The 19,186-nt window shown below is 69.2% G+C and carries 17 protein-coding genes and 2 pseudogenes; 9 read left to right on the forward strand and 10 right to left on the reverse strand.

Annotated features, from left to right (window positions below):
• Window positions 1-140: 140 nt before the first annotated feature.
• A complete protein-coding gene (locus OG509_RS33260) occupies window positions 141-437 on the reverse strand; it encodes a hypothetical protein (RefSeq protein WP_406186302.1) in 297 nt (98 codons plus the stop codon).
• A 407-nt stretch (window positions 438-844) separates the two neighbouring features.
• On the opposite strand from OG509_RS33260, the pseudogene OG509_RS33265 reads away from it, so the two are divergent.
• The 3 genes and pseudogenes from OG509_RS33265 to OG509_RS33275 form a co-directional block, all read left to right on the forward strand.
• A pseudogene (locus tag OG509_RS33265) lies at window positions 845-1,389 on the forward strand (winged helix-turn-helix domain-containing protein); the annotation flags it as partial.
• A gap of 5 nt (window positions 1,390-1,394) precedes the next feature.
• Entirely contained in the window at window positions 1,395-3,947 is a 2,553-nt protein-coding gene (locus OG509_RS33270; RefSeq protein ID WP_406186303.1) for a DUF4118 domain-containing protein, read from the forward strand.
• 169 nt (window positions 3,948-4,116) lie between these two features.
• Window positions 4,117-4,251 (forward strand): TrkA C-terminal domain-containing protein, encoded by a 135-nt coding sequence (locus tag OG509_RS33275; RefSeq protein ID WP_406186304.1) that lies wholly within the window; start codon window positions 4,117-4,119, stop codon window positions 4,249-4,251.
• Window positions 4,252-4,317: 66 nt separating this feature from the next.
• Here OG509_RS33275 and OG509_RS33280 read toward each other — a convergent pair whose 3' ends face one another.
• From OG509_RS33280 to OG509_RS33305, 6 genes are all read right to left on the reverse strand, one after another.
• A complete protein-coding gene (locus OG509_RS33280; protein WP_406186305.1) occupies window positions 4,318-4,905 on the reverse strand; it encodes a TetR/AcrR family transcriptional regulator in 588 nt (195 codons plus the stop codon).
• Between the two features lie 30 nt (window positions 4,906-4,935).
• Window positions 4,936-6,438 carry an FAD-dependent monooxygenase gene (locus tag OG509_RS33285; protein WP_406186306.1) on the reverse strand — a complete coding sequence of 501 codons (1,503 nt, stop codon included), beginning with the start codon at window positions 6,436-6,438 and terminating at the stop codon, window positions 4,936-4,938.
• A gap of 1,145 nt (window positions 6,439-7,583) precedes the next feature.
• Window positions 7,584-9,500, reverse strand: coding sequence for an NAD-binding protein (locus OG509_RS33290; RefSeq protein ID WP_406187752.1), 1,917 nt, complete (start codon window positions 9,498-9,500; stop codon window positions 7,584-7,586).
• A 135-nt stretch (window positions 9,501-9,635) separates the two neighbouring features.
• A complete protein-coding gene (locus tag OG509_RS33295; RefSeq protein WP_406186307.1) occupies window positions 9,636-9,926 on the reverse strand; it encodes a hypothetical protein in 291 nt (96 codons plus the stop codon).
• A gap of 94 nt (window positions 9,927-10,020) precedes the next feature.
• Window positions 10,021-11,544, reverse strand: coding sequence for a flotillin family protein (locus OG509_RS33300; RefSeq protein WP_406186308.1), 1,524 nt, complete (start codon window positions 11,542-11,544; stop codon window positions 10,021-10,023).
• Between the two features lie 75 nt (window positions 11,545-11,619).
• Window positions 11,620-12,129, reverse strand: coding sequence for a hypothetical protein (locus OG509_RS33305; protein WP_406186309.1), 510 nt, complete (start codon window positions 12,127-12,129; stop codon window positions 11,620-11,622).
• A 619-nt stretch (window positions 12,130-12,748) separates the two neighbouring features.
• Between OG509_RS33305 and OG509_RS33310 the strand changes: the two genes are divergently transcribed.
• Together OG509_RS33310 and OG509_RS33315 are read left to right on the forward strand one after the other, a co-directional pair.
• Window positions 12,749-13,528 carry an STAS/SEC14 domain-containing protein gene (locus OG509_RS33310; protein WP_406186310.1) on the forward strand — a complete coding sequence of 260 codons (780 nt, stop codon included), beginning with the start codon at window positions 12,749-12,751 and terminating at the stop codon, window positions 13,526-13,528.
• A gap of 453 nt (window positions 13,529-13,981) precedes the next feature.
• The gene (locus OG509_RS33315; RefSeq protein WP_406186311.1) at window positions 13,982-14,254 is read left to right on the forward strand and encodes a PRC-barrel domain-containing protein; all 273 of its coding nucleotides are present in this window, start codon (window positions 13,982-13,984) and stop codon (window positions 14,252-14,254) included.
• Between the two features lie 272 nt (window positions 14,255-14,526).
• Here the strand turns inward: OG509_RS33315 and OG509_RS33320 are convergent, their stop codons facing one another.
• The gene (locus OG509_RS33320) at window positions 14,527-14,727 is read right to left on the reverse strand and encodes a hypothetical protein (RefSeq protein ID WP_406187856.1); all 201 of its coding nucleotides are present in this window, start codon (window positions 14,725-14,727) and stop codon (window positions 14,527-14,529) included.
• Here OG509_RS33320 and OG509_RS33325 point away from each other — a divergent pair.
• Window positions 14,677-15,143 (forward strand): annotated as a pseudogene (locus OG509_RS33325) (hypothetical protein). The gene OG509_RS33320 and the pseudogene OG509_RS33325 overlap by 51 nt on opposite strands.
• A gap of 227 nt (window positions 15,144-15,370) precedes the next feature.
• Here OG509_RS33325 and OG509_RS33330 read toward each other — a convergent pair.
• On the reverse strand, window positions 15,371-15,574 hold the full coding sequence (locus OG509_RS33330) for a hypothetical protein (RefSeq protein WP_406186312.1): 204 nt from the start codon (window positions 15,572-15,574) through the stop codon (window positions 15,371-15,373).
• A gap of 30 nt (window positions 15,575-15,604) precedes the next feature.
• Complete coding sequence (locus tag OG509_RS33335) at window positions 15,605-15,925, reverse strand: hypothetical protein (protein WP_363127194.1); 321 nt, start codon at window positions 15,923-15,925, stop codon at window positions 15,605-15,607.
• A gap of 203 nt (window positions 15,926-16,128) precedes the next feature.
• On the opposite strand from OG509_RS33335, the gene OG509_RS33340 reads away from it, so the two are divergent.
• Genes OG509_RS33340 through OG509_RS33350 form a run of 3 tightly spaced genes read left to right on the forward strand, consistent with a single transcriptional unit; the run spans window position 16,129 to window position 19,155 of the window.
• Entirely contained in the window at window positions 16,129-17,406 is a 1,278-nt protein-coding gene (locus tag OG509_RS33340; protein WP_406186313.1) for a cation:proton antiporter, read from the forward strand.
• Entirely contained in the window at window positions 17,393-17,860 is a 468-nt protein-coding gene (locus OG509_RS33345) for a CBS domain-containing protein (RefSeq protein ID WP_406186314.1), read from the forward strand. The genes OG509_RS33340 and OG509_RS33345 overlap by 14 nt, the downstream gene beginning before the upstream one ends.
• Window positions 17,857-19,155, forward strand: a complete 1,299-nt coding sequence (locus OG509_RS33350) for an SLC13 family permease (RefSeq protein ID WP_406186315.1) — start codon at window positions 17,857-17,859, stop codon at window positions 19,153-19,155. Before OG509_RS33345 ends, OG509_RS33350 begins: the two co-directional genes overlap by 4 nt.
• The last annotated feature ends 31 nt before the right edge of the window (window positions 19,156-19,186 follow it).

Genomic DNA, 19,186 nt, shown 5'->3' on the forward strand with positions numbered 1-19,186 from the left:
CAGTCAGTCGGTTAGGTCAGGGGGCTGCAGGGGTTCAGCAGCGGTTGGTCTCGATCGCATGTTGAGGATGTTCTGTGGCATGCCCCGATGGTCCCAAACGGCCTGGACAGCAAAGGTTTGTGCGACAGCCTCCTTGAGAATCAGGTGCCGGAGTTGTCGACGAACCCCACGACATCGAGGTATTCGATTTTGGGCGGGACGCCATAAATCCCCGTCACCTTGTTGACGATTTCCTCCGTGAAGAAGGCGCGGCCTTTCTCCTCGTCATCCCACATGTAGAAGTTCCTTGCCCGAACGCCGTCTTCGTCGAGCATGAAGCTCTTGAAGCGAAGGCCGGGCATGCCTTCGAACGGTCCTCGGAGCTCGCCGGCAATGTTTGCGAGAGTTGCACGATCGAACTTGTCGGTCTGTGTGAAAGTCACGAGCACGCCGAGCATCGGGCCTCCTATCGATCGAGTGATGCTAGCGGCGGATCCTAGTACACGCGGCCGGAAATTCTGGTCGTCAGGCCGCGAGTCGGCGGCGCGGCTCGTGGCCGGCGATACGGGCTAGGAGCGCATCGAGCTTTGCGTGCGTGAACGCCTGTTTGAACGGGCGGGTGATTCGGCGGCGCCAGGGCGCCGCCGGCCAGGGCGCCGGAGAGCGCCAGGTAGCCCTTGAAGAGGGCCGGACTGTTGGCCATCACGTCGGTCATGTTCGGGGTGAGGCCGAGGGTCTCGCCCAGCACAAGGACCTGGTGGCGTTCAAAGCGCTGCTGGAGCAGTGGGTACGGCTCTCACTCGGACGGCAGCATGTCGGCGAAGGTCCCTGCCATCATGATCCAGTGGTCCAGCACGGCATCCTCCGCCAGGCGGACGTCATACTGTTGGACCTCGGTCTGCCCGATCGGCATCGAGGTGATCAAGGGCGTACGGGACTGGAGCCGCGTCCCGATCCGCGTCCTGTCCGCCCGCCTCACTTCGGAGGAAAAGATCAGGGCACTGGACGCAGGGGCCGACGACCACGTCACGAAACCCTTCAGCATGGACGAGCTGCTGGCTCGACTGCGTGCGGCCGTCCGCCGCCGGGAGGCTGTTGAGCCCTCGGAGAAGACGGTCCTGGTCGCGACGGACGACTTCACGGTGGACCTGGTGGCCAAAAGGGCCCGGCGGGATGGCCGCGATGTCCGGCCACTCCCACCGAGTGGGACCTGCTTGAAATCCTCATCACCCACCCCGGTCGGTTGATCAGGCAGAGCCAGCTCCTCCTGGAGGTGTGGGGCCCTACGGGGACAGGACGAACTACCCTGCACGTCTACATGGCCCAGCTCCGGCGCAAACTGGAGCTGACACCGCACACCCCAGCTAACTGATCACCGAGCCCGGGACGGGCGACCGCTTCGAAGGCTGATGGACATGAGACGCGGCACATTCCGTATCTACCTTGGCGCGGCCCCCGGCGTCGGCAAGACCTACGCGATGCTCTCGGAGGGGCACCGCAGGATCGAGCGCGGCACCGACACCGTCGTCGCCTTCGTTGAGCACCATGGACGACCGCGCACCGAGGTCATGCTGCACGGGCTGGAGGAGATCCCGCGGGCCCAACTGCACTACCGTGGCGGCGTCTGGACCGAGATGGACGTGGACGCCGTCCTGGCGCGCCGCCCTGCCGTCGCGCTCGTGGACGAGCTCGCCCACACCAACGTGCCCGGCTCCCGCAACGCCAAGCGCTGGCAGGACGTCGAGGAACTACTCCAGGCCGGCATTGATGTCGTCTCCACCGTGAACATCCAGCACTTGGAGTCCCTCGGCGACGTGGTCGAGGCCATAACCGGGGTCAGGCAGCAGGAGACCGTGCCCGACGAGGTGGTCCGCAGGGCCGACCAGATCGAACTGGTCGACATGTCCCCGCAGGCCCTCCGCCGACGGATGGCCCACGGCAACATCTACAAGCCCGACAAGGTCGACGCGGCCCTGTCGAACTACTTCCGGCCCGGCAACCTCACCGCCCTGCGCGAGCTCGCCCTGTTGTGGGTCGCGGACCGGGTCGACGAGTACCTCCAGGAGTACCGCGGCGAGCACAACATCCGCTCCACCTGGCAAGCCCGTGAGCGCATCGTCGTCGGTCTGACCGGTGGTCCCGAAGGCCGGCAGCTCATCCGCCGGGCCGCACGCCTCGCAGAGAAGGGCGCCGGCGGCGAAGTCCTCGCCGTCTACATCGCACGCAGCGACGGCCTCACCTCCGCCTCGCCCAAGGAACTCGCCGTGCAGCGGACCCTGGTCGAGGATCTCGGCGGCACCTTCCACCACGTCATCGGCGACGACATCCCCGACGCTCTGCTGGAATTCGCCCGCGGCGTCAACGCCACACAGATCGTCCTCGGCGTGAGCCGCCGCCGCCCCTGGCAGTACGTATTCGGGCCCGGCGTCAGCGCCACTGTGGCCCGCGAGTCCGGACCTGACCTCGACGTCCACATCGTCACCCACGACGCCGCGGCCAAGGGCCGCGGCCTGCCCGCGGCACGCGGCGCCCGCCTGGGCCGCTCCCGCATCATCTGGGGTTGGTTGGTCGGCATCGCCGGGCCGGTGCTGCTGACCGTACTGCTGCGCAATGTCGTTCCCGACCTCGGGCTCACCAACGACATGCTGCTCTTCCTCACGCTGACCGTGGCTGCCGCGCTGCTCGGCGGACTGCTGCCCGCGCTGGCCTCGGCGGCCTTCGGGTCCGTGCTGCTGAACTACTTCTTCACACCGCCCCTGCACCTGTGGACCATCGCCGACCCCAAGAACATCGTCGCCATCGCGGTCTTCTTCGCGGTCGCAGTTTCGGTCGCCTCCGTGGTGGACCTCGCCGCCAGGCGCACCCACCAGGCCGCCCGGCTGCGCGCCGAAGCCGAGATCCTCTCCTTCCTCGCCGGCAGCGTCCTGCGCGGCGAGACGGCCCTGCCCGCCCTGCTGGAACGGGTCCGCGAGACCTTCGCCATGGAATCGGTGGCCCTACTAGAACGCGACAACGAGGTCGAACCGTGGACCCTCGCGGCCGGCACCGGGCCCGCCCCGGCCGCCCGACCCGAGGACGCCGACGTCGACATGCCCATCGGCGAGAACATGGCCCTCGCCCTCACCGGCCGCGTCCTCCCGGCCGAGGACCGCCGGGTCCTCGGCGCCTTCGCCGCCCAGGCGGCCGTCGTACTCGACCGCCAGCGCCTGGTCGGCCAGGCAGAGGAGGCCCAGCGCCTTGCCGAGGGCAACCGCATCCGTACGGCGCTCCTGGCCGCCGTCAGCCACGACCTGCGCACGCCCCTTGCCGGGATCAAGGCATCCGTGACCTCCCTGCGCGCCGATGACGTGGAGTGGTCGGAGGAGGACCGGGCGGACCTCCTCGAAGGAATAGAAGAGGGAGCGGACCGGCTCGACGCCCTGGTCGGGAACCTCCTCGACATGTCGCGCCTCCAGACCGGCACCGTCACCCCGCTGATCCGTGAGACCGACCTCGACGAAGTGGTCCCGATGGCCCTGGCCGGCGTCCCCGACGACAGCGTCGAACTCGACATCCCCGAGACCCTCCCCATGGTCGCGGTCGACCGAGGGCTCCTGGAACGCGCCGTGGCCAACATCGTCGAGAACGCCGTCAAGTACAGCCCCGACGGCCAGCGCGTTCTCGTCTCGGCCAGTGCGCTCGCCGCCCGCGTGGAACTACGCGTCGTCGACCGCGGACCGGGCATCCCGGACGAGGCCAAAATCCGTGTCTTCGAACCTTTCCAGCGTTACGGAGACGCCCCTGCCGGAGCCGGAGTGGGACTCGGGCTCGCGGTCGCCCGTGGTTTCACCGAAGCCGTCGGCGGCATCCTGACGGCGGAGGACACCCCGGGAGGCGGCCTCACCATGGTCCTCACCCTGCCCATCGCGGAACCAGCCCCGAGGCCCGTCCCCGATTTTTCGTGGTCGTCGGCATCGGCACCGACATAGAGGCCGGCATCCTCATCGCGTCCACCTCCTGGAAGAAGACGTCCCCAACATCTGGGCCCAGGCCATCAGCCGCCAGCACGGCCCTCACTACGCCCGGGTCAAGACCATCGCCCCGGGCCTCGCCTCGGGCATCGCCCTCGGCGAGAGCGCCGTCCGCAGTCGAAACGGGGTGACGGTCGCCAGAATCAAGGGTTCCGATCAGGACTTCATTCACGCCACCGCCGAAACCGTCGTGGAGAAGGGCGACGTCATCATGGTCACCGGCAAGACCCGCGATGTGGAAGCCTTCGCCGAGCTCAGCTGAGCCTGGGCCCAGATGCCATCGACAGCTCGCGGAACGGGGCATGAAGCCGTGACCCGGTCTGAAGGACTACGGGCGCAGTGCGTGGAACGCCTCGTCGGCGAGGGCGGGCAGGTCGAGGGTTCCGTCGCTTTCCACCCAGGACGCCAGGGCCGTGGTCACTGCCGCGAGAGCGGCAGCCGCCGTGACGCGGGTGGTGAGGTCGCTCTCGCCGGGGTCGCGTGCTCTGAGGGCCTCGGCGAACAGCCTCTGGGTTTCGTACTGGTTGTCCCAGGTGCGGGCGCGCAGGGCCGGTGTCTCAAGGATCAGCCTGGTGCGGACGAGCAGGGCCTCCTTGTCTGTCGCGTACACCGCCTTCAGGCCCTGGACGAGGGCGTGGCGGAGGGCCGTGAGACTGTCCTCCTGCGGCGGCCGCTCCTCGATGAGGCGGCCGATCAGCGGATCGTACTGGTCGGACTCGACGACGGCTTCCTTGGTGGGGAAGTGGCGGAAGAACGTCATATGGGAGACGTCGGCAGCAGCTGCGATCTCTTCGACAGTGGTGTTCTGGTACCCCTGGGCCAGGAACAGGCGCAGGGCCTGTTCCTGGATCGTCCGTCGGGTCTGCGCCTTCTTCCGGTCGCGCAGTCCCGGGGGCCGTGCTGGGGTCGAGCTCATGGACCTACTGCCTCCGGACGTTCGTTCCATTCAGTGCGTGCTTCCGCTTCCGAGTATGCGTGTGAGCGTCTCGCCCAGGGCGGCGGGGGAGGTCCCGCGCCATGCCAGGTGGGCGTCGGGGCGCACCAGCATCGCCTGGTGTCGGAGGCCGGCGACACTCAGCACGGCCACGCCGGGGCTGAGGTGCCGACGGGCGACAGCCTCGTGTTTCCCGGCGGTATCTGCGGAATTGAGCAGAGCCCAGTGGGGGCTCAGTTCCCGGTGCAGGCGGGTTGGAGTCCCGTCCTGGCGGACGCATGCGAGATCGGGCAAGCGGTCGCCTGCTTGGGGGCCGGGGCCGGAAAGGGCCCTCGCGCCGAGCGGCCCCCGGCGGTAGGTGATCTTCAGCTGGGACGACTTCTCCCAGATCAGGCGCTGGACAAGAGAGCGGTTCAGCAGGGGAACGAACACCTGATCGCGCAGTGCCCGTGCCCATGGGGTCTGTCCGACCACCATGCGGGTCATGGCACTGGTGGATTCAAGCACTTCGCGGGCGATGGGGCGACGCTCGGTCTCATAGGTGTCGAGCAGGGCGTCATTCGCCCCGCCCATGGCGACCAGAGCGAGCTTCCATGCCAGGTTCTCGGCATCACCCAGGCCGGTGTTCATCCCCTGGCCTCCAAAGGGGCTGTGAATGTGCGCGGCGTCGCCGGCGAGCAGGATCCGGCCCTGGCGGTAGGCCGACGCTAGGCGGCGATGAATCCGGAACGCCGAGGTCCAAAGGACGTCGCGTACGGTGTCGCGCGGGACGCCTGCCTCCCTCAGGAGCATCTCCCGGAGAACCTCCATCAACGCGTGGGAAGTGAGGTCTTCGGCGGCACCGGCCGGTGCGGGGGCCATCAGCCGCCACACGTCCTCGCCCGGAAGCGGAAACACGCCGATCATCCGGTCTCCACGCAGCCAGACGGAGACGGTGTCCCGAGGAACCGGCAGGCGGGCCTTCACATCGGCGAGCAAGAAGCGCTCGATGACCGGTACGCCAGGGAAGTCGATACCGGCGGCCTTGCGGACGCGACTGTGCGCTCCGTCGCACCCCACCAGCCAGCCTGCCCGCTCCTCTCCGTCCGCGAAGCGCAGACCGACCCCATCGACGCCCCGGCGGACGTCCAGCAGTTCACGGTCCCACTCCACCTCGACCCCGAGTCCGGCCAGACAGTGCCGGAGTCGGACCTCCACTTCAGCCTGGGACATCAGCAGTCCCGGCCTGGTCACCAGCTTCGTGGGCTGCCCCACCCTGAGCCGCGCCATCGGCTCGCCGTCCACGTACGTGACCACCTGCGCGATCGGCACGGACAGCTCGGGAAGATCACCGAGCGCACCGAGGCGGCCGAGTACCTCTGCACCGCGGGGCTGCAACCCCAGCGCCCGCGAGGTCACCGCCGGCCCGGCCGCTTTGTCCAGCACGCGGACGGGGACCCCCGCCGCGCTGAGCCCGCAGGCCACTGCCAATCCGGTCGGCCCGGCGCCGACCACCACGACCATCGGGAAGGCCATGACCACCCGCTCCATGTTAGTGGATAACTAATGTAAGAGACTAACGCCAAAGGGTGGTTGCCGTAGTGCCTCCGGTCGGCGACAAAGCCGCATGCAGACTGCCGACCTTCGGCAAAGTCGTCGACTGCTGGCCTACCTTCCACGCGGCCGTTTGCGGCAAGGGTTCCCACGAGCACAGCCGCACACCCTTTGCGTCCTGTGCCTTCGGGCAACGGCGCCGAGGGATCAGGGCTTCATTTCCCAGTAGGCGCTGAGGGAGCTCCTTTCCACCTTGGCGAGGAGACCCTGCCGGGTCCTGCTCGTCGACGCCGCGTGTCTGCGTCCAGGTGCGGGCCGTGTCGAGGCCCTGGGTGCGCAGGCGCTCCGCACGGTCCCTTTGAGGCGTTTTCCTCAACTCTTGGAGCCAAGCGGTGATGAGGTAGTCGGCCGGTTCGTCCTGGTAGGCGGGTGGTGTGGCCTGTGCCTCCAGCAGGCGTGCGAACACGATGCCGTGCCATATCCGGACCTGTTGGGCGTCCTGGTTCGTGATCGTGTCGGCTATGCCGTCCAGGGACCGAGAGCGCGGGAGTTCGCCGTCGGCCGCGTGGAGAGTGCCGTACCGATCGCGTCCGCAGGGACGGCGGCGAGCTGCCGGGCTGTGTTTTTCTTATCCGCTGCAGGGCCACGTACTCGCTGTCCAGGCCGGCGAGCATCTCGTACAGGTCAGGCGCGTAGCCGGCCAGCTCGGTGGCGGCGGAAAGACGCAGCGCAGGGTCGAGGTCGACCTCCTTTGGCGGCCCGAACCCGAGCGCGAAGCGGCAGACCTCTTCTGCGTCGGCTCGACGCGAAAGTCCCCCCGCCCCCGCCATCGGCAGCCGGAACGCCGTTGAGCCGCATCGCTGCCTGATGCGTGAACTCCCCCGACACGACGGCCCCGTTCGACTCAAGATCTTCATCTTGCCGAGAGGCAAAGTGACCGAACACGCCCGGGTGTTATCGCGGGACGGGCGTCACTTCCGTCGGTGTGTGCTGGCCCTCGGTTGCCTGGAGTACGCCTGATGAGGTCCACGGCGGGGGTCCGCGGTGCCGTCGACGCGCCACTGCCTCTCACCGCAGGAGACCACCCGTCCAGACAGCAGTCGCAGTGGACCGTGCTCATGGAGTCCTCAGCGGTGGCCACCACCCGGGTGGTCTGTGGTGTGGGGGTCTCGGCGGCCGAGGAGTTCGGCGAGACCGCGGCGGGTGGCGGCCAGGACTACGCGGTCCTGCGGCCTGAGGACATAGCCTGGGTGGAGCTCCCAGATCAACCCGGGGTGTCGGCCGTCCCCTTCACGTGCGGAGGAGGCCAGGTCGGCCCGACGTTCCTCGGGTGCGGCGGTGTCGATGGCGATCACCCGCCAGGCTCCAGGACGGAAGGATTCGGTGATGGTGCGGCCTTCGAGTTGTGGGTGGCCTGCTACATCGACGGCGGCGAAGAGCAGGACGCGGCGCTCGACGGGGATGGCGCCCAGTATCTGTCGTCCCATCATCGCTCCGGCGAAGGCGGGGGCGGCGAGGTGAGTGACGCTGCGGCTGCGGGTCAGGGCGGTGGGGTGTGCGGCTCGCAGGGTGCGGTAGACGGCTGTGGCGAAGCCGTCGTCGTACAGGCGCAGGGCCACGCGTACCTCGGCGTTGATCGAGCGGGCGTAGAGCGCCGCTTCGAGGTTGGTGGTGTCGGAACTGGTCAGAGCCAGCAGGGCGTGGGCCCGGTGGATGCCAGCGGTCTCCAGTATTCCTTCTTCGGTGACGTCGCCCAGGACGACCGGGATCCGCAGGCGGCGGGCGAGGGCCAGTCCGCGGGCCTCGGGGTCGTTCTCGACGCACACCACAGGGATCTGCAGCTCGTGGAGGCGTACCAGCACGCGTGTCCCGATCTTGCCGAGGCCAAGCAGCACCACCTGTCCGGAAAGGCGGCGCGGGGGCCGCCGAAGTGCCGTCGCCGTGCGGAAGGCTCCCAGGGCCTCCAATGCGGCCGCCACCAGGACGGGCAGCAGGAGCAGGCCGACGAAGCCGGAGAGGATCTGCAGAACCTGGCGCTGTGGTGGCTCATCCACCGCTGGGTCGTTGATCGCGAAGATGTCCAGGAGGGTGATGTACGCAGCGTGCAGAGGGTGGTCCCCCGTCGTCTGCCACGAGGCCACGGCGATGGCAGCAACAGCCGCCACGATGCCGGCCAGCGACCAGCGCAGCCGCCTTGAGAAGAGCGAGTCGAACGGGAGCGCAGTGGGGCCCAGCCGGGGTGCGGCCTGTGCGGGTCCCGTGTGGGACACCGCTTCCAGGGCCACGATGCCCCGCCCTGTCGCGGCGCCCACCGTGCGGTCGTCCGGCAGCAGTTGCGGGCCTTGGTCCCCGCTGAGCTCGGACCCCTCGTTACCTGCTGGATCGTTGGTCGTCGCCGAGAGCAATGCCAACGTGCACAGGCCGGGGTCGGCCGTCTGTCCACGCTGCGGGGGTGTGCGTTCCACCGCTCGCAGCAGCAGGCCGTCCGCCTGCACGATCTTGTTGGTGCCTGCTACTGCCGTCGCGGCGAGGGCGGGCGCGGCGGTGTCGGCGTCCGACAGCACGGTCGTCGAGGAGTCGAGTTCTCGCAGGTCGATGCCTGGTTCCGCGACGATCGCGGCTTGGTCCAGGAGTTCTTCCAGGTGTTGGCCGAGTTTGCGGTTGTAGAGCCGGATGACCAGTCTCAGTCGTGGGTTGAGCCGTCGAGCGATCAGGGCGGCGCGCAGGTTGGTGGCGTCGTCCTCGTACACAAGCGCCAGGGCAGCGGCTCGGGTCACTCCTGCACTGGCGAGTACCTCCTCTGTCGGCTCTCCCGTCTCGAGTACGCGTTCACGTACTGCTGCCGCCTGCCCGTCGGCCACGGACGCCCGCGCGGCCGGAATCCGCCCCAGCAGCCCGAACCGCCCTCCGCCGGCCCGTCTGTGGGCAGGGCCGGACCCAGCCTCCCCGGTGGTGGGTACGACGAGGGTCACGTGCTCCCGGTACACGTCACGTAGCTCGGCAGCGAGTCGGCGAGCGAGCCCGTCGTCGCCGCAGACGACCATCCCGACTTGCTGGTCTGCCTGTTGCTGCTGCCCGTAGGTTGAGGTCACGCCCAAAGGATGCACTCTCGCTCCTCGCGGACGATCAAGGGGCGTGGTCGTGGCGGCCGTCGGCCGCACGAGCGGTGCCGGCCCTGCTCAACGCTCGGGGGTGCTGGTGGGCGACAGAAGCGACCCGGGTGTGGGGGTACTCGAGGGTGGCGGCCAGGAGTGTTCGTAGCGTGACCGTGACGGGCTCCATGTGGGGGCGGGCTCCGGCAGATCCGGTGCGAAGGGGCCTGCCCGGTTCGCCATGAGGAGCATCACCGTCCCGGTGAAGAGGAGGGTGATGATGATCAGGGCGAGCCCGATCGGGTTACGCGGGTTGTAGTAGTACTTCTGCGTGCCCCACTTGCTTCGTTTGAAGACGGGCTCAGGGTCGAAGTTCACCTGGTGTCCCCTCGTTTCGTGCCGAGTCTTCTGTTTGCTCACGCCTTGGGGGGGCCTGCTACCCAGCAGGCCCCCCCAAGGGACGTGATCGCAGTCAGCCGACTATTTCGATCTTGCCGTTGGATGAGTTCGACTCGGGCATGGCGGATGTTTTGGCGGGGGTGAGGCTTCCCAGGAGTTGTGCGAGGTCGACGCCGGTGGTGGAGGAGAGGAGTTCCATGCCCTGGGCGACGTTGTCGGTGACGGTGCGGGAGAGCTTGCTCGCGCCGTCGGTGGAGATGACGGTCATCTTGTCGATGGCGGCCAGCGGTTCGGCGGCCTTGGCCACGACCTGGGGCAGTGCCTCGACCATCATCTGGATCATCGCGGCGTCGCCGTAGCTTTCGAAGGCCTCCGCCTTCTTCTGCATCGCTTCGGCCTCGGCAGTGCCCTTGGCCAGGATGGCGGCGGCCTCGGCGTCGCCCTCCAGGCGTACCGCTTCGGCGATGGCGGCGCGGCGGGCGCGTTCGGCCTCGCCTCGCTTGGCGCCCTCGATGGCTTCGGCCTCGGCGAGTGCGGAGCGGCGCTGCTTCTCGCCCTCGCCGGTCAGGCGGGCTCGTTCGGCCTCGGCCTGGGCGGCGGCGATGGCCGCCAGGCGCTCGGCTTCGGCCTGCTTGACGCGGGCGACGCGGAGGGCTTCGGCTTCCTGTTCGGCCTGGTAGCGGCGGGCGTCGGCGGGCTTGCGGACCTGGGTGTCGAGCTGGCGGTCGGTGAGCGCCGCCTGGCGTTCGGCGACCTTCTCCTGTTCGGCGAGGATCTGCTGCTGCCGGTCGGCGTCGGCCAGGGGACCTGCTGCGTTGGCCTGGGCGGTCGCCGCGTCGGTCTCGGCCTTGATCTCGGCCTGGCGCAGGTACAGGGTGCGCTGCGCGACGGCGATTTCCTCCTCGGCTTTCAAGCGGGCCTGTTCGGCGGCCTGGCGGGAGTTGGCCTCGGCGATGTCCGCTTCCTGCTTGGCGCGGGCGGCTTCGGGCCGGCCGAGGTCTTCGAGGTAGGAGCCTTCGGTGGTGATGTCCTGGATCTGGAAGGCGTCCAGGACCAGGCCCTGCCCGGACAGGCTGGCCTCGGCCTCCTCGGCGACCTGTCCGGCGAACGCGGCACGGTCGCGGATGATGTCCTCGACCGACATGCGGCCGACAATGGCGCGCAGGGCGCCGGAGAGCACTTCCTGGGTGAAGCCGACGATGCCGTCCTGCTGCTGCAGGAAGCGCTGCGCGGCGGCGCGGATGGCGTCCTCGTTGCCGCCGACCTTGACGATCGCCACGCCTTCGAGGTTGGCCTTGATGCCGCGCAGGGTGACCGCGCCGCGCACGGCGATCGGGATGTGCCGGCTGGACAGGTCGAGGGTGTAGCGCTGCTGGACGAACGGGACGACGAACACCCCGCCGCCGACCACGACTTTCTGGCCGGTGTTGTCGGTCGATATCCGTCCCGTCTCGGGATCGGTGGAGCTTTTGCCGCGGCGTCCGGTGATGATGAACGCCTCGCTGGGGCCCGCGACCTTGTACCGGGTGACCACCACGAGGGCGAGCAGGACGAGGAGTACGACCACTCCGACGACCGCTGTGACGACTGGACTCATGAGGGATCCCCTCCTGCCCCCGAAGCGGCAGATCGATGACGGTTGAGCTCGGTTGTGCTGAAGGAACGGGTCCGGTCAGTGCTCTACGGCGCGGACTGTGACCGAGGTGGAGGACGGTGCGGCCGTCACCCACACCTCGGCGCCCCGGGTCAGTGGGGTGTCTGCCTGCGCGGCGTACTTCACGGGCTGGCCGGCCAGGCGGAGCAGGACCTCGCCGTACCCGTCGGCGGGGATGGCGGTGACGACCGTTCCCGTGGATCCGAGGAGGTCGTTCTGGTGCGGGGCGACTGCGCTGCGATCTCGCAGCAAGGCCCGGCTCAGTTGCCAGGCCAGCCAGCTCGCTCCTGCACCAGCCAGCGTCCCCGCGGCTGCTGCCGCTCCCGGCCCGAGTCCCGTGGACCCGAGCACGATCGCCCCCGTGAAACCGAGCATCGAAACGAAGCCCGCGACCACTGGGAGCGACAGCCAGCCATCGAACAGGCCGTCCAGAACACCATCGAAAGCACCCTCGACGACCCCGTCGAGCACCAGCGAGACGGCCAGCAGCACGATCCCCCCGATGCCGAGACCCAGAAACAAGCCCATGGGCACCTCCGCTGTCGTACTGCTGTCCTGGCTGGACAACGGCATCGTTTCAGCGGGAGGGCCTGAACACATTGCCAGCCTCCGGCAATCTTTACGGCATTTTGACGCACATCCGGGCAGCGGTCGCCGCAGCCGACCGCGACGGCTCCGGCTGACGGGCCGGCCCGCGGGGGCCGCAGACCGGCGAGCGCGAGCGGGTGGCTGCCCGGAGGGCCAGGAGTACGGGCCGAAGGGCGCGGCCCGGCGCGGGACCTCCCCGGCGAGGTTCCGCCCAGCCCCGAACGGGGAACGCCGCATTGTGCCGGACCGGCGGCACCGTCCGGGCAGTCCTGGAAGACAATAGGACCGAGGGGAACGGAGGTGATCGCCGTGACCCGGCCTTCTCCCCTCGGACGGCTCGCCGGACTGCGGGTCACGGTGTGCTGGAGCAACGGTGCGCCTGCTGCCGGGATCTGTGAGCCGGCAGTGCGCGCTGCACGCCCCCCGCCCCGTGGTGATCGTCCGTGAGGGTACGGGCACGGAGGGCTGGACGCCAGTGGCCGGGGCGGGGGTGGCGAGACGGCCGCCTCGGCGCAGGCCTTCTTTCACAGGCATCCTTCACGGACAGGAGGGAAGCGACATGCTGGAGAGAAGCGAGCACGCGACCCTGGGTATCGACGTGCTCAAGGCGGCCGGGACCGTTTCGAAGAACGACTACCGGCAGGTGGTGGAGCCACTCATCGAGGACGCGCGGAGAGAGGGCCGCCGGATCCGGATCCTCTGTGAGTTCGGTCCGGAGTTCCGGCGCTTCACCCCAGGAGCCGCCTGGGAGGACCTGAAGGTCGGCTTGGGATCGATCAAACTGTTCGAGGGTTGTGCCGTCGTCACCGATACGGGCTGGATCCGTGAGCCCACCCGGCTGATGAGCTTCCTGATGCCCTGTCCCGTTCGGCTGTTCGGCGCTCACCAGCGGGAGGGGGCCTTCCGCTGGCTGGCGTCACTCCCGGAGGGAGCCGGGATCTCCCACCGCCTGACCGATTCCGGCGTTCTCGTGGTCGAGGTCTCGCAGCCGCTGCGCGCGGCGGACTTCGACACCCTGGGGTCGACCATGGACAGCCGGCTGGGGACACCCGGCGGACGGACAGGCGTCGTGCTTCATGCCGCCGGGTTCCCCGGATGGGAGAACGTCAGCAGCTTGGTCCGGCACGTGCGGTTCGTGCGTGATCACCGCCGGGTGATCGGGAAGGTGGCCCTGGCCGCCGACGGCAAGGTGGCCTCCCTGCTGCCCCGGCTCGCGAACCGCTTCGTCCGGGCCGAGGTTCGGAGGTTCGGACACGAGGAGCTCGACAGTGCCGTCGCGTGGGCGGCCGCACCTTCCACAGCGCCGAAGGGAGTCGGAGCGTCCCCCGGCCAGGTGTAGAGCGGTGCGGCCCGGGCAGGCGGGAGGGTCGGATCATGGAATGGCGGTTCTGGCTGATCGCGGTGCTTGGGATCCTCGCGGTGATCGCCGTCTCGGCGCTCGTGACGCAGGCACGCCGCCGCCGGGGAGGGGCCATGGCCGAGCGGCGCACTCCACCCCCGGACGGTGGAGGTGAGCGGCGATGGCGTTCCCTGGTGCGCGTGGGAGACGTGGTGGGTCGGCCGGTGGTGATCCTGCATGGAGATGCGGCCAGGTCAAGGACGTTGTATCGGATGCGGCCGACGGCAGGGTGACGATGTTCACCCTGAGTGGTCGGGGTGTGCTCTCGGGGCCTTGCACGAGGTCCTGCCCTGGCGCAGTCCATGTCTTCGGCCCGGACGCGGTCATGGTCGTCGACCGTTCGGCTCTGGCCGACAAGGTGGGGCCGAACGGGCTGATGACCCCGGCACCGGCATGAGCGGCACCGCGGTCCTCACGTCGGACGATGAGCACATGGGCCGCGTCACCGACGTGGTCCTCGACGTCACGGACGACGCCGGGCGGGCGGTGGGGTACGAGGTCCGCCTGGGTCACCACGGCGCCGGCCGGGCCACGGTCCTGCTGCCCGTCCGACGCCCATCGCCGCCTCTCGCGAGAACGTGGTGGTGCCCACGATGTCTTTCGAGTTCACCGCGGGGGACCTCACCGGTTTCCGCGAGGCGGCGCGGGGCTTGGAGCTGGCGCTGAGGGAGCCATCGTGAAGCGCTTCGACGACGTGCTCCGGATGCCCGTCGTGGCGGCCGACACCGCTGAGACGGTGGGCGAGGTGACCGGCCTGGTGCTGGCCCCCGCACCGGCACGGGTGACATCCGTGCGGATTCGCTGGTCGCGCGGCGAGCTGCTCGTCCCGGACGCAGGCGCGCGCCGTCGGCCCGGATGCCGTCATGATCAAGCATGCGGTGGGCGCCGCCCATGCCGAGGCACGCGAGGAGGACCCCAACGCGGACCCGATGGGGAAGTCACTGATGACGGATCGAGGCCGGCGGCTCGGCGAGGTCCAGGGGTGCTCGTTCGGCGAGCAGAACGGCAGGGTCCTCAGCCTGACGACGGCGGCCGATGTCATCGACGGCGCCCGCCTGCTCGGCGTAGGTGACGGCCTGGCCCGGGCCTTGGTCGGCGGCCCCGACGAAGCGCCGCCCGGACAGCTGAACCTCGCGCACCACGTGTTCCTCGACGCCTCCGCTCGGGAGCTGTATCCGCGGTGGGCGGAGGTGGCCCGCCAGACAGTGGGATTCCTGCGCTTCTGTGCCGGGCGCAGACCCGCGGACGCGCCACTGGCCGCGGTGGTGGCGGAACCGAGCCGCCGCAGCCCGGAGTTCCGGGAGATGTGGGCCACGCAGGACGTGCGGGAGAAGACGCACGGCACGAAGGCTTTTGCCATCCGGTGGTCGGCGGTTTCGACCTCGCCTACGAGACCCTCGCGCTGCCCGGTGACGAGGGCAGTGTGCTGGTCGTCTTCACGGCCCCCGACGCCGGGGCCGAGGCCGCGTTGCGTCTGATGGGCGGTTGGGCGGCGTCGCCCGGTGCGCCGGCCGCGCCGGACCCCGGGCGCCTCCTCGCCGGATCCGGTTCCTGACCCCGCCGCACGGATCCGCCCGTGCCCGGGGCCTCGCCGGCGCCCGCAGCCCGCACCGAGTTCACGTCAGGTCGGGCGGTGAATCCGTGGGGCGTCGGGGGATCCGGCCCCAGCACGGGGCCGTGTACCGCCTTAGCGCACCGCGGGAGCCCGGCTCGTCCCGGAACCCGAAGGCGCGACGGGTGAACCGGCTCCACCTGAACGGTGCTGGTGCCGGATGCGGCGGGTCAGGGACGCTCGCCGGATCCCAGCATCACAAGCCCGGTGACCAGCAGGGAGAGCCCGATGACCAGGAGGGGGAAGCCGGGACCCGGAAGGACGTAGACGGCGACACCGGCCAAGGTGGTGGGAACACCTACCGCTACCAGGGTGACAGCCAGGCGGCGCTCGGTGACGTTGCGGCGCACCCATGCAGCGATGCTGCGGCGCACCCATCCGGTGATACTACGACTGCCCACTGTTCAGGACACCCGCTTCGAGTCGGCTCGGCGGGCGGCGCGCTCGGCCTGGATGAAGCACACGAGAGCAGCCGTGACGGGGATGAAGCCGAGGCCCGTGCAAACGGTCACGACATCGGAGGCGGCGTCCAGCATGCGGGGGACGGCGTTGAGGGGCATGAGGGTGTACAGAAAGAGGATGGCCCAGGCGTAGGGGCGGGCTGCCGGCCGTCGCCCGCGGAGGCCGCGTGGCGTCCAGCCGGTGAGGATCGCCACGAAAACGGGCAGCACGAGCAGCGTGCCGGCCGCGAGGGCAATCGCGTGAAACGTGGGGTTGCCGTTCATCGGTACCTCTCGGGATCGGGCGCCCACGATAGACGAGGTTTGCGTGACGCGTTCATGCCGGAGTTCGGCAAAGCAGGGTCCGTCGGACTGCCGTTAGAGAACCGTCAATGCAGCGTAAGGGACGTGTAAAGTCCGCCGTGGTGTGCCGGGAAGCCTGGTCGGCGATAGGGGATAGCTCTCTTCGCGGATCGGGGTCTGACGTCATGGTGCTCGTCGCTGTATTCGGTGTGGCGCTGCTGGTCGCCGTGCTGCTGTCCGGGCTTGCCGCCCGCACGGTCCTCTCCACCTCGCTGCTCTTCCTGCTGGGCGGGGCGCTGGTCAGTGACGGGTTTCTCGGGCTGATCCACATCACGGCCGACAGCGAGATCGTCTCGGTCACTGCCGATCTGGCCCTGTTCGCGGTGCTGTTCACGGACGGCATGCATGTCTCGTTCCCGAAGCTGCGGCAGAACTGGAAGAACCCGGCCCGTGCGCTGGGGCTGGGCATGCCGCTGGCCATGGCCGGCATGGCGCTGATCACCCACTACCTGGTCGGGTTGGACTGGACGACGTCGTTCCTCGTCGGCGCCGTGCTCGCGCCGACCGATCCGGTCTTCGCCTCGGCGATCGTGGGCCGCAAGGAAGTTCCGGCGAAGCTGCGGCAGTTGCTGAACGTGGAGAGCGGCATCAACGACGGGCTCGCGCTGCCCGTCGTCCTGCTCCTGATCGCCGCGGCCGGCCCCACTTTCGGCCAGGCGGACGCCTCCGTCGGCGAGATCGCCTTGGAGCTCGGTCTCGGCCTGGTCTTCGGCGCCGTCCTGCCGTTGGCGGTGGCGGCGCTGGTACGGCTGAGGCTGTTGGGCGCCGAGCCGAAGCTGCAGCCGTTGCTGCCGCTGGCCACCGGGATCATCCTGTACGGGCTGTGCCACCTCACCCACGCCAACCCCTACCTGGCGGCGTTCTCCGCCGGGGCCGTCCTGGCCTCCGTCTCGCCCGTGGCGAAGACCGTGTTCGAGCCGCTGGGCGAGATGCTCGCGGAGCTGGCGAAGTTCGCAGCCCTCCTCGTCTTCGGCGCGCTGCTGACCCCCGCCCTGTTCGGGGACCTGTCGGTGGGCGGGTACGTGGCCGTGGTCTTGGCGATCGTCCTGATCCGCCCCGCCTCCCTGCTGGTTTCTCTGCTGGGGGCACGGATCGAGCGGCGGGAGAAGCTGGTGGCCGCCTGGTTCGGGCCCAAGGGCTTCGCATCCGTCGTCTACGGCCTGCTCGTGCTCCAGGCCGGGATCCCGCAGGGCGAACAGGCGTACACGCTGATCGCCGTCTGTATCGCCTTCTCGATCATCGCCCACTCCAGCACCGACGTACCGATCGCCCGCCTCTTCGACGTGGAAGACCTCGCGGGCATCCCGAACGACGACGACCACGACCACGCCCCGAAGACGACCGACACCGTTCCCGCCCCGAGCAGTGCCCCCGACCAGGAGAAGCGCCATGATCGCCCGTGATCTCGCCGAGCCCTACCCACACGTGACCAGCAACGATCGGGCCGTGGACGCGGTCCGCCTGGTGGCCGAGCACAACCTCGCCGCGCTCCTGGTCCTGGACTCCGACGGGACCCCGTACGCGGTGGTGCCCGGGTCCCAGCTGGTGCGGCAGCTGGTGCCCGAGTACGTCATGGAGGACCCGCTGCTCGCAGCCGTCATCGACGACCGGCACGCCGACACCCTCACCGAGGACTTGGCCGGCAAGACCGTCGCCCAGTGGATCCCGGGGCGTTCCTTCAAGCCGGCGTTCGTCGGACCGGAGGCCGGGGTCCTGCAGATCGCCGCGCTCATGGCACGTACCCATGTCCCGCTGGTGGCCGTCATCGACCGGGACGACGACGGGCGCCGATTGGTGGGGGTGGTTTCGGCCGCCTCTCTGATGCGTCACCTGCTCGACGTGGGAGGCGGGGCGTGAGCGGCTGGCAGAGCTGGGCAGCGGTCGCCGTCTTCGCGGGCGTCTACATCCTGATCATCACCGAGTGGATCCACCGCGTCGCAGCAGCCCTCGGCGGCGCCGCCCTGATGCTGGCGATCGGGGCCACCGACGACGCGTCGGCCTTCTACTCGGATGAGACCGGTATCGACTGGAACGTCATCTTCCTGCTCCTCGGCATGATGATGATCGTCGGCGTCCTCAAACGGACCGGGCTCTTCGAATACCTGGCGATCTGGTCGGTGAAGAAGGCCAGGTCGAAACCGTTCCGGGTGATGGCCATGCTGATCGTCATCACGGCGGTGGCCTCCGCGCTGCTGGACAACGTCACCACCGTGCTGCTGGTCGCCCCCGTGACCCTGCTGGTCTGCGACCGGCTGAAGCTCTCGCCGATTCCGTTCCTGCTCGCCGAGGTGTTCGCCTCCAACATCGGCGGTACCGCCACCCTCGTCGGTGACCCGCCCAACATCATCATCGCCAGCCGGGCCGGCCTGACCTTCAACGACTTCCTGGTCCACCTCGCGCCACTGGCCGCGGTCCTTACCCTCGTCCTGGTAGCGCTGTGCCGACTGATGTTCGCCAAGCACTTCGTCTACGACGAGAAGCGTGCCGCGGAGATCATGGAGCTGCGCGAACGCGAGGCGATCAAAGAGCCCCGGCTGCTCATTCAGGGTCTGAGCGTTCTGACCCTGGTCGTGGCAGGTTTCGTCCTGCATCCCGTGCTGCACTACGCGCCCAGCGTCGTCGCCCTCCTGGGCGCCGGCCTGCTGATCGCGATCTCCAAGGCCGAGACCGGTGAGGTGCTCGGCGAGGTCGAATGGCCGACCCTCGCCTTCTTCGCCGGCCTGTTCGTCATGGTCGGCGCGCTCATCGAGACCGGCATCATCGCAGAGCTCGCGAACTCCCTCGCGGACATCATCGGCGGAGCCCAACTGGGCGGCACGATGCTCCTGCTGGGCGGCTCGGCCGTGCTGTCGGGGATCGTCGACAACATTCCCTACGTCGCCACCATGGCCCCCATCACCAGCGAACTCGTCACCGACATGGGCGGCGACCCCGATCACGTCATGTGGTGGGCCCTCGCCCTCGGCGCCGACCTCGGCGGCAATGCCACCGCCATCGGCGCCTCCGCCAACGTCGTCGTCCTCGGCATCGCCGAACGCAACCGCCACCCCATCACCTTCTGGCAGTTCACCAAGTACGGGCTCGTCGTCACCGCCGTCACGATCGCCATCTCGGCCCTCTACCTGTGGCTACGCTACTTCGCCCTGGCGTGACGAACGGCCGGCCCTGACCCGCCGGCGAGGG

Origin of the sequence: Streptomyces sp. NBC_01006 (genome assembly GCF_045162725.1) — a bacterium.
Classification (GTDB): domain Bacteria; phylum Actinomycetota; class Actinomycetes; order Streptomycetales; family Streptomycetaceae; genus Streptomyces.